Origin of the sequence: Bifidobacterium imperatoris (genome assembly GCF_002860405.1) — a bacterium.
Taxonomy (GTDB): Bacteria; Actinomycetota; Actinomycetes; order Actinomycetales; family Bifidobacteriaceae; genus Bifidobacterium; species Bifidobacterium imperatoris.
Genome location: NZ_NMWV01000013.1, coordinates 15,085 through 27,867, shown reverse-complemented (window position 1 = coordinate 27,867; position 12,783 = coordinate 15,085). Strand labels below are relative to the sequence as shown.

The 12,783-nt window shown below is 57.6% G+C and carries 8 protein-coding genes and 3 pseudogenes; 2 read left to right on the top strand and 9 right to left on the bottom strand.

Translation table 11 applies throughout. From position 1 onward, the window contains the following. Positions 1 to 562: pseudogene (locus Tam1G_RS05680) on the bottom strand (integrase catalytic domain-containing protein); the annotation flags it as partial. 157 nt (positions 563 to 719) lie between these two features. Here Tam1G_RS05680 and Tam1G_RS05675 point away from each other — a divergent pair. Beyond that, entirely contained in the window at positions 720 to 2,879 is a 2,160-nt protein-coding gene (locus tag Tam1G_RS05675) for a P-loop NTPase fold protein (protein WP_101625753.1), read from the top strand. Between the two features lie 67 nt (positions 2,880 to 2,946). After that, positions 2,947 to 3,492 (top strand): GNAT family N-acetyltransferase, encoded by a 546-nt coding sequence (locus Tam1G_RS05670; RefSeq protein ID WP_101625752.1) that lies wholly within the window; start codon positions 2,947 to 2,949, stop codon positions 3,490 to 3,492. 122 nt (positions 3,493 to 3,614) lie between these two features. Here Tam1G_RS05670 and rho read toward each other — a convergent pair whose 3' ends face one another. The 8 genes and pseudogenes from rho to gatC all read right to left on the bottom strand — a co-directional run bounded on the left by rho (position 3,615) and on the right by gatC (position 12,716). After that, positions 3,615 to 5,645, bottom strand: coding sequence for a transcription termination factor Rho (gene rho, locus Tam1G_RS05665; RefSeq protein ID WP_101625751.1), 2,031 nt, complete (start codon positions 5,643 to 5,645; stop codon positions 3,615 to 3,617). Positions 5,646 to 5,984: 339 nt separating this feature from the next. Beyond that, on the bottom strand, positions 5,985 to 7,598 hold the full coding sequence (locus Tam1G_RS05660) for an NAD(P)/FAD-dependent oxidoreductase (RefSeq protein WP_033890783.1): 1,614 nt from the start codon (positions 7,596 to 7,598) through the stop codon (positions 5,985 to 5,987). A gap of 115 nt (positions 7,599 to 7,713) precedes the next feature. Next, positions 7,714 to 8,028 (bottom strand): DUF2469 domain-containing protein, encoded by a 315-nt coding sequence (locus tag Tam1G_RS05655; protein ID WP_033890645.1) that lies wholly within the window; start codon positions 8,026 to 8,028, stop codon positions 7,714 to 7,716. 7 nt (positions 8,029 to 8,035) lie between these two features. After that, positions 8,036 to 8,152, bottom strand: a pseudogene (locus tag Tam1G_RS12095) (GNAT family N-acetyltransferase); the annotation flags it as partial. A gap of 155 nt (positions 8,153 to 8,307) precedes the next feature. Beyond that, a pseudogene (locus tag Tam1G_RS05650) lies at positions 8,308 to 9,112 on the bottom strand (GNAT family N-acetyltransferase); the annotation flags it as partial. A gap of 229 nt (positions 9,113 to 9,341) precedes the next feature. Further along, the gene (gatB, locus tag Tam1G_RS05645) at positions 9,342 to 10,841 is read right to left on the bottom strand and encodes an Asp-tRNA(Asn)/Glu-tRNA(Gln) amidotransferase subunit GatB (protein ID WP_033890647.1); all 1,500 of its coding nucleotides are present in this window, start codon (positions 10,839 to 10,841) and stop codon (positions 9,342 to 9,344) included. A gap of 28 nt (positions 10,842 to 10,869) precedes the next feature. Then, positions 10,870 to 12,411 (bottom strand): Asp-tRNA(Asn)/Glu-tRNA(Gln) amidotransferase subunit GatA, encoded by a 1,542-nt coding sequence (gatA, locus tag Tam1G_RS05640; RefSeq protein WP_033890648.1) that lies wholly within the window; start codon positions 12,409 to 12,411, stop codon positions 10,870 to 10,872. A gap of 5 nt (positions 12,412 to 12,416) precedes the next feature. Further along, positions 12,417 to 12,716 (bottom strand): Asp-tRNA(Asn)/Glu-tRNA(Gln) amidotransferase subunit GatC, encoded by a 300-nt coding sequence (gene gatC, locus Tam1G_RS05635; protein ID WP_033890649.1) that lies wholly within the window; start codon positions 12,714 to 12,716, stop codon positions 12,417 to 12,419. Positions 12,717 to 12,783: the final 67 nt, after the last annotated feature.

The following is a 12,783-nucleotide window of genomic DNA, read 5'->3' as shown; positions in this document are numbered from 1 at the left end:
TGACGCTCGGCCCGCAGTGGGCCACGGTGTCGGCCTCGACGTTGCCGGGCAGGCCGTCCAGCTCGTCGCCGGCCTTCCTGATCGTGATCGAGTTGCGCAGCAGCTCCCCGGCGGGCCGGGTAGTGGAGATGCCTCTGGGCCGTGCCGCGTCGCGCGTCTTTTTGAGGTACCGGTCCATCGTGGCCGCGCTCATCCGCTCCAGCTCGCGGAACGCGAAACCGTCCCAGTCGGCGAGCTCGCCGTGCGCGCGCAGCATGGGCATCCACAGGGGCAGCATCGCCTTGAGGTACTTCGCGCACGGCGCATCCATCATCAGCCACACCTGGACCAGCAGCTCGCGCGACTGCTCCGAATACCGCTTCGGCCGCTCCGCGGGCGACATCGACGGCCTGCCGCGCCCGGCTTCCGTGAGTCTGCGTCTCGCGGTGCTCCTGCCGATTCCCAGCACGGAGCACATCTCATCGAGGATGCGTCCCTTGTCCTTCTTCGACGCCTTCATGTATTCATCCCTGAATCTCAGGGTGACCTGCCGCTTCGTCGCCATGCTGATCCTGTCTTCCATAAGACAAGCCAAACAGGACCGATACCGTTCGCGCTCATTCCCGATGAGGCACCACCACACCCTACGCGCTCAAAAAACGTGAGGCACGTCGGCAGTTACCTACATGAATCATCCACGCGTATGATGAACAGCAGTGATTACCGCGAGAGAAGGGGCAATGATGCACGGTTCCTCACTACCACTGCCGGTAGAACCTAATAAACCCTCCGCAAAATATCTAGCCAGCGACATTCCTATCACGTCCAGCGTGGACGACAAGTTCGGCGTCGGTAGCTACGTGGACTCCCTCTGCAATTTCATTCGCAATAGCAGCACGCCACTCACTGTGGCCATTCAAGGCGAATGGGGCAGCGGTAAAACCTCATTCATGCGCATGATTGAATCGCAATTATGCGATAAACGCATTCCCGACGACTCGCGATTCGATGCGATTTGGCTGGAGACATGGAACTTGTTCCTGGAATCCGACCAAGAAGATGCCGCAAAGAAGCTGTTCATCAGCCTCGTTTCACAATTATCCGATCATTTTGACAAGCCTTCCAATGAGCAATCCAACCAGCGTGCGGAGGGCATTAAGCGTTCCATCAAAACCATTTCCACAGTGGCATTGAACATGCTCAATGTGGAAACCGAGAGTGTGGATCGTCTGTGGAACACCGTTGGCCTTGATGGCCCGGCACAATCCGGCCGCGTTTCCGATGTCAAGAAATCTTTGGAACAAATCATCGATACCGAAGTCTCCACGCCGAACAATGGCGTGACGGACAAGGGCTTCATCATTTTCGTGGACGATTTGGACCGACTCGATCCCGGCATGGCCGTAATACTGCTGGAGACCATGAAGAATCTGTTCGACATTCGCAACTGTGTGTTCGTACTTGCCGTGGACTTCGACGTGGTCAAGTTGGGCATCACGCAGAAATACGGCCGCGATCGCATCAATGGGCGCAATGTGGCACAGGACTTCTTCGACAAGATCATCCAATTGCCGTTCAATGTGCCGGTTTCGCAATACGATGTGATGCCGATGATCACGGAACGGCTGAAAGCCATGCGACTGCTGCCCGACGATTGGCAGTACGCCTCGTTAAGTCAGCAGATTGAAAATATCTTCCTGCTCACCACGAATAAGAATCCACGCTCTATCAAAAACATTCTCAATTCGTTGCAGATCATGGTGGAAATGGAGCGCCGCAGCTCTGAAGTACCCGCGTACCGACTTATGCTGCTCCTGCTGGTGGCCATGCATAAGGCCTTCCCCACCACATATTCGCTGCTTTCCCAGACCGTGCAGCCTGTGGATGACTGGAGCCCGATGCTGAGCACGCTGTTCGACGATTCGCCGCAGGGCCAGCGCAATCGTGACCGAGTGCGTCAACTGCTCGCCATCTACACCGACCTGTACCACGAATGCAGCACTCAGGATATTCCAGTCGATCCGCTGTTTGGCACCGTCAACATCATGGGTGGGCATGATAACGCCAGTTCCCATGTGCGCTACAACGGCGAGAAATACGACAAGACCTCGCAAACCCAGCATAAACAGGGCATCAAGCTCATTGACGACACTGATTTCTCATGGCTTTCCGGCCGTCGAGTACTTGATGTGGGCTGTGGTAACGGCCGCACCACGATTGAGATGTGGGACGAGAACCGCGACATGATTGTCAGCGCCATCGATCTTTCCGATGGCCAGATCAAGAAGGCGTTCGAGAATTACGATAAGCACCTGACCGCTTTGGATGCCGCCCGTGGCACTCAGGGTCAAGGCGCACCCGCCTATCACGGACGTATCAACTTCCGCGTGGAGGATGCCGAGCAGCTTTCCAAGCGCGAACGCTACGACATGATCTTCTCCAACTCGGCACTGCACTGGTCCCGCCGGCCGAAGCGCACCTACACCAAGCTGTTCCGAGCACTGCGTCCTGGCGGTGAGCTGGCCGTGCATCAGGGCGGTGCCGACACCTATCGTGGCCTGCACGCCAATGCTCGACAAGCCATAGCCAACCTCGGCTTTGAAGACAAGTACCCGGATGACTGGGCGTTTCCCGCCTTCTACCCTTCCAAAGACGAGATGGCGAACATGCTTGACTCCATTGGTTTTGAGCGCATCGATATCGAGGAAGTGGAGTCCGAAGACCCGAATCCTGTGGTGCTCACCAATGCGTTCGCCGTCGCCAGCCTCATCTTCTACCGTACTGAGGCGATGTCCGCGGCTGAATACGATGCGCTGGAGCGTGAGTTCAAGAGGCTGTGCGCAGAACACTTGGATACCTATACCAACCGCCTGTACATTCACGCGCATAAACCGCAGTGATGCTGCTGATGTTGCTGATGTTGTCTGATGCTCAGAACAACCGATAATCATGGATGAAGGGATTGCAATGAACGTTCGAATCACATATGTGCCAGTGCTGGAGGAAAATGAGGCCAATGCTGGGCTGCTTGGCCAGCTCAAAGATCTGTTGCGCTGGGGTGATGAGCAGTTTGTACCTCCGCTGTCCGCTCGGCATAGCTCCACGCAAAGTGATCTGGCACCTCATGCCGCCGCCGTTGACCATGCCATTGATGACTATTATCAGGCACTGCTTGAGCAGAGGTTCCTCTTAGCTCTGGACGGAGACTCACTGGCTGGCTTTATGTCATACCGGCCGGAGTATGCCTGCGATTATGTGGATGGCGGTAAATGCACTTATGTGAGCACGATTCTGGTTGCTGAGCAGTATCGCGGCGCGCATCTGACCGAGCAGATGTATCGCGTGCTGTTTGATCTGCCGAGTGTGCAGGGCACTGTGGTAGCTACGCGCACATGGAGCAAGAATGGTGCGCACTTGCATATTCTTGGTGAGATGGGCTTCGATTTGATTCAGACGTTGCCTGATGACCGCGGTCCCGGCATCGATACGGTGTATTACGCCAAGCAAGCGTGAGATTACGTGAGATTGCTGTTGCAGTGGTGCTAAGAACCTTACTCGAGATTTAACGATAATGGGCTGTACTCCGCGGATTTTGCGGGGTACAGCCCATTCGTTATCAGCATGAAGCCAAACTATCAGTTGCCATTTACAGCGTTGCCGTTATTGGCCTGCTGCACGATGGCGGCGAGGAAGTCACGGTTGGTGGCGGTCTTCTTGAGGCGCGGTACCAGCGTCTGGTAAGCCTGCTCAGGCTCCATGCCGCCGAGCAGTCGACGCAGACGGTAGATGATCGGCAGTTCCTTGGGCTCGGTGATGAGCTCCTCACGGCGGGTGCCGGAGGCGTTGATGTCGATGGCCGGGAACAGGCGCTTGTCTGCGAGCTCGCGGGACAGACGCAGTTCCATGTTGCCGGTGCCCTTGAATTCCTCGAAGATCACCTCGTCCATCTTGGATCCAGTTTCCACCAGTGCAGAGGAGATGATGGTCAGGGAGCCGCCGTTTTCGATGTTGCGGGCGGCGCCGAAGAACTTCTTCGGCGGGTAGAGCGCCTGAGCGTCCACACCACCGGAGAGGATTCGTCCGGAAGCCGGAGCTGCGATGTTGTAGGCACGAGCCAGTCGGGTCATGGAATCAAGCAGCACAACCACATCCTGACCGAGCTCCACGAGACGCTTGGCGCGCTCGATGGCAAGCTCGGCAACCGTAGTGTGGTCGGAGGCCGGGCGGTCGAAGGTGGAGGAAATGACCTCGCCCTGCACCGTGCGCTCCATGTCGGTGACCTCTTCCGGTCGTTCGTCCACGAGCACCACCATCAGATGCACTTCAGGATTGTTGGTGGTGATGGCATTGGCGATGTTCTGCAACGTGATGGTCTTGCCAGCCTTCGGCGGGGAGACAATCAGACCACGCTGGCCCTTGCCAATCGGAGCCACAATATCCATGATGCGGCCGGTGAGCTTGTTCGGCGTGGTTTCCTGCTTCAGACGCTCCTGCGGGTAAAGCGGGGTGAGCTTGGAGAACTGCGGGCGGTTCATCGCCTCTTCCACGCTCTGGCCGTTGATGGAGTCAATGGACTGCAGCGGTACGAACTTCTGACGCTGATTGCGGCGGTCGCCTTCACGCGGGGCACGGATGGAGCCGTGCACGGCGTCACCCTTCCTGAGGCCGTACTTCTTGACCTGGCCCATAGAAACATAAACGTCGTTCGGGCCGGGCAGGTAGCCGGAGGTGCGCACGAACGCATAGGAATCGAGCACATCGATGATGCCGGCCACCGGGACGAGATCTTCCTGCGGCTCTTCGCGGCGATCTTCATCGGCGACGTTCTCACGGTCACGACCACGCATACGGCGGTTACGGCGATCGTTACGGTCGCCACGCTCGTTGCGGTCATTGCGATCGCCGCGCTCCGAACGCTCGCCGCGGTCGGAGCGCTCACCACGATTGCGGCTACGGCGAGTGAATTCGCCGCGCTCCTCATCCTGCTCTTCTTCATCGAGCGGCTCATCGTTCTTCTGCGTGGGAAGCGTGGCCAAGATATCGTCAAGGTCGCGCACGTTCTCTTCATCCTGCTCGGCACGGCGACGGCGACGCGGCTGACTATCCTCATCGTCACGAACACGACGAATCAGCGGAGCTTCCTCATCATCACGGCGACGGCGACGCTCATTCTGAGCCGGAGCGGCACCATCCAAATCAAGGCTGGCAAGCAGGTCGTCAGCTGCAGGAGCTTGTGCTTCCGCGTGCTTACGCGGCTTACGGCGACCGCGAGGTTCGATATCAATGTTGACATCATCCTCATTCCTATTGCGGCGGGCGCGACGCTCGTTCTTACGCTCAGATTCGTTGGCGACAGGCTCGGGGAAGTCAATCTTCGGCTCATTGGAAGCCTGTTCCCGTGCGGGTTCAGACTGAGCCTGATCGGCGGTCTTCTGATTGTCTGTTGCAATAGTATCTGCTGCTTCAGCTGCAGGAGCGGTGACTTTAGCGGTCTTGGGCACACGCACGGTAACACCAGCAGGTGCTTCACCGCCGCTGCGTGCGGCCTGCAAAGTGGCAAGGAGTTCAGGCTTACGCATGGTCGAAGTGCCACGCAATCCCATCTGCTTAGCGAGTTCCTTGAGCTCAGGAAGCTTCATATCTTCTAGATTCTGGCTATTTGCCACTGGTTGCCCTTTCCATACCGAACAGGCATATGCCCACTTACGGAGTTAAGAGTGATTTTGCGGGTTCACCCGCTCATGAATGTTCGCTGCGTCTTAAGCGCCCTTGCGAACTTCGAATACTTTACAACGCCTCACCGACCAAAAGCAAAACGGCCTACCGCATAAGCGATAGGCCGTTTTAGAAGCTCCGCCAACTACTTCTATGTAAGCGAAGTAAGCAGTGTAACTAATTGCTTACTTGACGGCAGAAGGAGTTGGCGAGTGCGGTAGCAAGGCGCACCGAGGGAAGATGTACAAAGGTACATCGACCGAGGAGCAACGCCGCTAACGCTCCGCCAACTACTTCTGCTCGTGGTAGGACTTTTCGGTGTTGACAGACCACACATTCTTCTTGGAGGTCTTGCCGGTCTTGATGTTGCTGACGGCTTCCATAGCGGTGGCCATAGAGTGATCCATGTTGTTGTAACGGTGCTGACCGTTACGGCCGACGCAGTAGAGGTTGCCGAAGCCATCAAGATATTCGATGAGCTCATCCATATGCTCGTAAGTGTCGAAGTAGGCGGGGTACGCCTTCTTGACGCGCTCACGATGGGAGTCGATGACCTCTTCCGGACCGTTGATCACACGCATGCGGGTGAGCTCGGAGATGGCGAACTTGGTCACATCCTCTTCGGACATGTTCCAGAAGGAGTCGCCTTCCTCGCAGAAGTACTCGAGGCCGACCCACACGGTGTTGTCGACATCCTTGACCAGGTATGGGCTCCAGTTGTTGAAGATCTGGAGACGGCCGACCTTGTAGCCCGGATCCTGCACGTAGATCCAGCAGTCCGGCACGATCGGCGGATTGCCGAGGGTCGGGATGTCGGTGGTGTTCTTGAGCTTCAGGTGCTTGACCAGCAGGCCCACGGTCACAAAGTCGCGGTACGGCAAGCCGCTGGCAACAGCGGTCATGTCGGCCGGGGCGGCCTTGGAATCAGCGGCCTCGGGATCGGCGCCGGCAGCGTCAATGGCGTTGACCAAATCCTTGACCGGCATGGAGGAGATGAACTGATCGCCGGCGAGTTCGGTACGGTTACCCTCGGAATCCACGTATACCACGGAGGAGATGGCGCCGTTGGTCTGGCGCACCTCGACCACCTTGGCGTCGGTCAGCACCTTCACGCCAGCAGCTTCACAGTTGGATTCCACGGTCTCCCACAGCTGGCCCGGACCGTACTTCGGGTACCAGAACTCCTCGATCAGGGAGGTTTCCACCTCGGCGTTGGAACGCTTCTTGGGCAGCAGCTTCTGGAAGGCGTTCTTCAGCACGCCCATGATGCTCAGGCCCTTCACGCGCTGGGCGCCCCAGTCCGCGGAAATCTGGGAGGGGTGACGGCCCCACAGCTTCTCGGTGTAGCCCTCGAAGAACATGGAATACAGCTTGCGGCCGAAACGGTTGATGTAGAAGTTCTCCAGATTGTCTTCCGGCAGCTTGTGGAACATGGACTTCAGGTAGCTGAAGCCGGCCACCAAGGTGAGCTTGAAGCCCATCGCCTTGAAGGTGTTGACGCTCAAAGAAATCGGGTAATCGAAGAAGCGGCGGTTCCAGTAGATACGGGACACGCGGTGACGCTTGAGCATCACCTTGTCTTCAATTTCGGGATCCGGGCCACCCGGCTCCATGTCGTGCTCACGGCCCAGCTTCTTGTCATCATAGGAAGGAGCACCTTGCAGCGGCAGAACGGTCTTCCACCACTCCATGATGCGGTCGTCCTTGGAGAAGAAACGGTGACCGCCGATATCCATGCGGTTGCCGTTGTGCTTCACAGTGCGCGAGATACCGCCGAATTCGCGGGTTTCCTCGAGCACGGTCACATCGTACTTATCAGAGCCGCCATCCTTGACGAGCTCCCATGCGGCGGTCAGGCCAGCGGGACCACCGCCGATAATCACCACAGACTGCTTTTCGCTCACTTGCATCTCCTTACAACAAAATCAGCGATAGCTTACCTTAAGCCTTGGAAACGCACGCTTCAATTGTGCATTTCGTCACGATTTCTCTTCGGTAATCGCCTGCACTCTAGAGTGCTTAATGAATATCGTCGGGGATGTCAATGTCGGTTTTCTGCACCTCTTCGACGTTGACATCCTTGAAGGTCACAATGCGCACAGACTTGACGAATCGGCTGGAACGGTACACATCCCACACCCAAGCATCAGTCAACTGCACATCAAAATACACATCCTGTCCAGCGGAACGGACGTTGAAATCAACCTTGTTCGCCAAGTAGAAGCGACGTTCGGTTTCCACAACATAGGTGAACAGCTTGATAACGTCGCGATATTCCTTATACAGGGCGAGCTCGGCATCGGTTTCGTAATTGTCGAGATCCTCGGCGCTCATGCTACGTTCACTTCTCGCTTTCTGTATCACGCTTACGACCACGGCCCAGCGTGCGCCACCATGCTTCCTTGGAAGCCTTACGCTCGCCTTGCCCGTATGGCCAATTGCTTTCTTCTTCCGCAGTCAAACGGGACTTCTCGTGCTGGGTTTCCGCTGACCCATCTGACTTCTGCGCATCCGCCGCGCTCTTACGCGCATCCGCCGCATGTGCTGCCGACGTATCCTGTGCATCGCCGGAACGCAATGTTTCCACTCCCGCAGAAGTACTTTCAGCTGCATTGTTCTGACGAAGAGCCACAGAATGCTCGCGTGCAGCAAGCGCTTCCTGCACACCCGGATTGTTTTCAATCAAATGCATACCGAATGCGTCAAGCGAACGGATTGGATCGTATTCGTCCACCAATGTGTCCATCACAATCAAATCCTGATACTTGCTGTTTTCAGCATCCCACAACGCATCGCGCGAAGTTCCGGATGGCACAAAACCAAGAGACTGGTACACCGAAATCGAACGCGTATTGTTCTCCGGAACAGCCACCCAAATACGATGCATGCCGAGACCTGCCGGCTCCGAGGCGAAACCGTACGTCATAACGCGGGGCATGGCATCACGCGAGTAGCCACGACCACGGTAATCACGACCAAGCACAATCTGAATGCGGGCGGAACGAGACCAACCATCGATATCGATCAGGAAAATCATGCCGATAACATTGTCGGTCGAGGCAGCATCGGCTTTGCCATCTTCATCGTGATCGGCATCAGTCACTACTGCCCATGCGATAGTTCGGCGAGATTCCGGATCGCCAACGCCAGACTCCGCAGGAGCCAAGCCGGACTCCCATGCCTGAGAACGGCGTACCCATGTATGAATCATAGAACGTTCAGTAGCCGCATCCTTGCCAGTGATTTTGGAAGCACCGTAAAACGCGTCAAGTTCATCAAGACGCGGCAAATCCTCCAACGTAGCCGGACGTAAATGCACCATTTCGCCTTGGATCGGCGGAATGATGATGCTTTGAGGCAGGTCACGCTTGACCTGCGCGTCCGCTGGCATGCTCAACGTCTCGTTGGTCTCGGTCATTTGATGTTCGTCCCCTGTTTCGGCTCATGATGACTCATGATTCGCTCACGATCAGTGCCGAACATATCTTACTCTGCTGGGTGAACGCTGGAAAGAGGCTGTGGAGCGAGCCACTGCCCAACCACGCGCAGTTACTGCCTCTTTATGCAACAAAACAGGCCGTAACTGCGCGGGGTTATTGTTCTCTCGCGCAGTTACGGCCTGTTCAGCAGCCTGCCGGCTTAATGGCTCAGGACTTGATCTTGCCCATGACCACCTTGGTGACGGCCTTGGCATCGGCCTGACCGCGGGTGGCCTTCATCACGGCACCGATGATCACACCCATCGGCTTCATGTTGCCGCTCTTGAGCTTCTCAACCACGTCGGGGTTGGCCTCGAATGCAGCGTCGACAGCGGCTTCGATAGCGCCGTTGTCTTCGACGATCTTGTAGCCGTGCTTCTTGACGACCTCATCCGGAGTGCCTTCGCCCTTCAGCACACCTTCGACGGTCTGCTTAGCGAGCTTGTCGTTGAGCTTGCCATCGGCAATGAGCTTTTCGACTTCAGCCACATCGGCCGGAGTAATCGGCAGCTCTTCGAGGGAGACACCCTGAGCGTTGGCGGCGCGAGACAGCTCGCCCAGCCACCACTTGCGGGCGCCAGCAGCCTTAGCGCCAGCCTTGACGGTGTCCTCAATCAGGTCGAGAGCGTCGGCGTTGAGGATGTCACGCATCTGCAGATCGCTCAAGCCCCATTCAGCCTTGAGACGGTTGCGACGTTCACGCGGCATCTCCGGCATCTGGGCCTTGATCTCTTCGATATGCTCCTTGGTGATGTGCAGCATCACCAGATCCGGATCCGGGAAGTAACGGTAATCGTCAGCATCGGACTTCACACGGCCGCCAGCAGTGGTCTGCGTAGCCTCATCCCAGTGGCGGGTCTCCTGCAGAATATCCTTGCCTTCATCCAGACGAGCGGCCTGACGGCGAATCTCGTACTGGATGGTCTTCTCAATGCCGCGGAAGGAGTTCACGTTCTTGGTTTCAGAACGAGTGCCGTACGGAGCATCGGCGGACGGACGCAGGGAAACGTTCACGTCGGCGCGCATGTTGCCCTGCTCCATGCGAGCGTGGCTGATGTTCAGCGCACGCACGATGTCACGGATGGCACGCATGTAAGCACCTGCGATTTCCGGAGCACGGTCGCCAGCGCCCTCAATCGGCTTGGTCACAATCTCAATCAGCGGCACGCCGGCACGGTTGTAATCCACGAGAGAGTGATCGGCACCTTCGATACGGCCGTCAGCACCACCGACGTGGGTGTTCTTGCCAGCGTCATCCTCAATGTGGGCGCGCTCGATCGGCACGCGGAACACAGTGCCGTCTTCCAGCTCAACATCCAAGTAGCCGTTGCCATTGGTGGGCTTATCGTACTGGGAAATCTGGTAATCGCGCGGCATGTCCGGGTAGAAGTAGTTCTTACGAGCGAACTGGCTCCACTCGGCGATTTCGCAGTGCAGGGCAAGACCCAGCTTGATGGCGTAATCAACAGCCGTCTTGTTGACTACCGGAAGGCTACCCGGCAGACCCAGGGAAACCGGGGTCAGCTGAGTGTTCGGCTCACCACCGAACTCGATATGAGCCGGGCAGAACAGCTTAGTGTTCGTGCTGAGCTCAACGTGGGTTTCCAAGCCGAAGACCACATCATACTTCTTGGTGGCATCGGCGTACTTCATCAGTTTTTCAGCCATGATGTTGCTTATCTTTCCTTCCGATGCTTTACTCAGCGAGACCGTCAAGCCACGGGGTCTTGAGGCTGTTCCAAATCGGGCCGCCCCAGCTTTCCTCAAGGGCTGCCTCAAGTGCGGCTGCCGGCTTGTACATGACTTCGTCGCGCTGCTGCGGGGCGATGAACTGGAAGCCAACAGGCAGGCCATCGTCGGAGAGGCCGGCCGGAATGGACATGGCCGGCACACCGGCGAGGTTGGCTGGAATGGTGGCAATATCGTTCATGTACATGGCCAGCGGATCGTCCATCTTCTCGCCGAACTTGAAGGCGGTGGACGGGGAGGTCGGGGAGACCAGCACGTCAGCCTGTTCGAAGGCCTTCTTGAAGTCCTGGATGATGAGAGTACGGACCTTCTGAGCGGAACCGTACCAAGCATCGTAATAGCCAGCGGACAGCGCATAGGTGCCGAGGATAATACGACGCTTGACCTCGTCGCCGAAGCCAGCCTCACGGGTGTAGGCCATCATGTTGGCGGCGGTTTGCGGTACACCAGCCGGTGGCATCACGCGCAAGCCGTAGCGCATACCATCGTAGCGAGCCAGGTTGGAGCTCACCTCAGACGGCATGATGATGTAGTAAGCGCCCAGGGAGTAGCCGATGTGCGGTACGGAAACCTCAACGACCTCGGCGCCCATTTCCTTGAGCTTGTCGACAGCCTCGTTGAAGCGGGCTTCGACGCCAGGCTGGAAGCCATCACCGCCGAGCTCCTTGATGAGGCCGACCTTCAGACCCTTGAGATCGCGCTTAGCGCCTTCGCGTGCGGCGGCGACCATCGGGCGCGGGCCTTCAGGAATGGAAGTCGAATCGCGGCGATCATGGCCACCAATGACTTCCTGCAGCAGAGCAGAATCGAGCACGGTACGGGAAACCGGGCCAATCTGATCCAGAGAGGAGGCCATAGCAATGGCGCCGAAACGAGAAACGCCACCGTAGGTGGGCTTGACGCCGACAGTGCCGGTCAGAGCGCCCGGCTGACGGATGGAGCCACCGGTATCGGTGCCGAGGGCCAGCGGAGCCTCGAATGCGGCGACTGCGGAGGCAGAACCACCACCGGAACCGCCAGGCACACGCTCGGTATCCCACGGATTGTGGGTGGTCTGATAGGCGGAGTGCTCGGTGGAGGAGCCCTGTGCGAACTCATCCAGGTTGGTCTTGCCGAGCAACGGCATGCCAGCGGCCTTGAGCTTTTCGATGACGGTTGCGTCGTACGGCGGCACCCAGCCTTCGAGAATCTTGGAGGCTGCGGTGGTTTCGATGCCCTTGGTGACAATCATGTCCTTGATGGCAATCGGCACGCCGGCCAGTTCAGGCAGAGCGGCCTTGTCTTCGGCGGACTTCTTGTCGAAGGCATCGGCCTGCTCGAGAGCCACATCGCCGGAGACCTTCAGGAAGGCCTTGATGGATGGCTCGGCGGCTTCGATGACCTTGAGGTGGGCTTCGACCAGCTCGCGAGAGGTGACGTCGCCCTTCTTGATGGCAGCAGCCTGCTCGGCGGCGGACAGCTTAACGAGAGTTGCGGTTTCGTTGCTCATCGGGTTCACTCCTCGCTTCCCAGGATTCGCGGTGCCACGAACATACCGGCCTCGGTCTTCGGGCCTCCTGCAAGAGCCTCTTCCTGCGTGAGCGGGGTTTCGGCAACGTCCGGGCGCATGTAGGCTTCGAGCGGAACCGGGTTTGCGGTGGGCTCGACGTCGTCGGAAGCGACTTCCTGCACCTTGTTAATGGAGTCTGCGATGACGTTCAGTTCGCCCTGCAGACGGGTGATTTCCTCATCGGTGAGCGCGATTCGGGCAAGATCGCCCAAATGCACGATTTCTTCGCGTGAAAATGTTGGCATGCGCCTTACTATACGAGCGGTTTGTGACACGCTGAATATCAGCGCTCAAAGCATGAAGCTGACATTG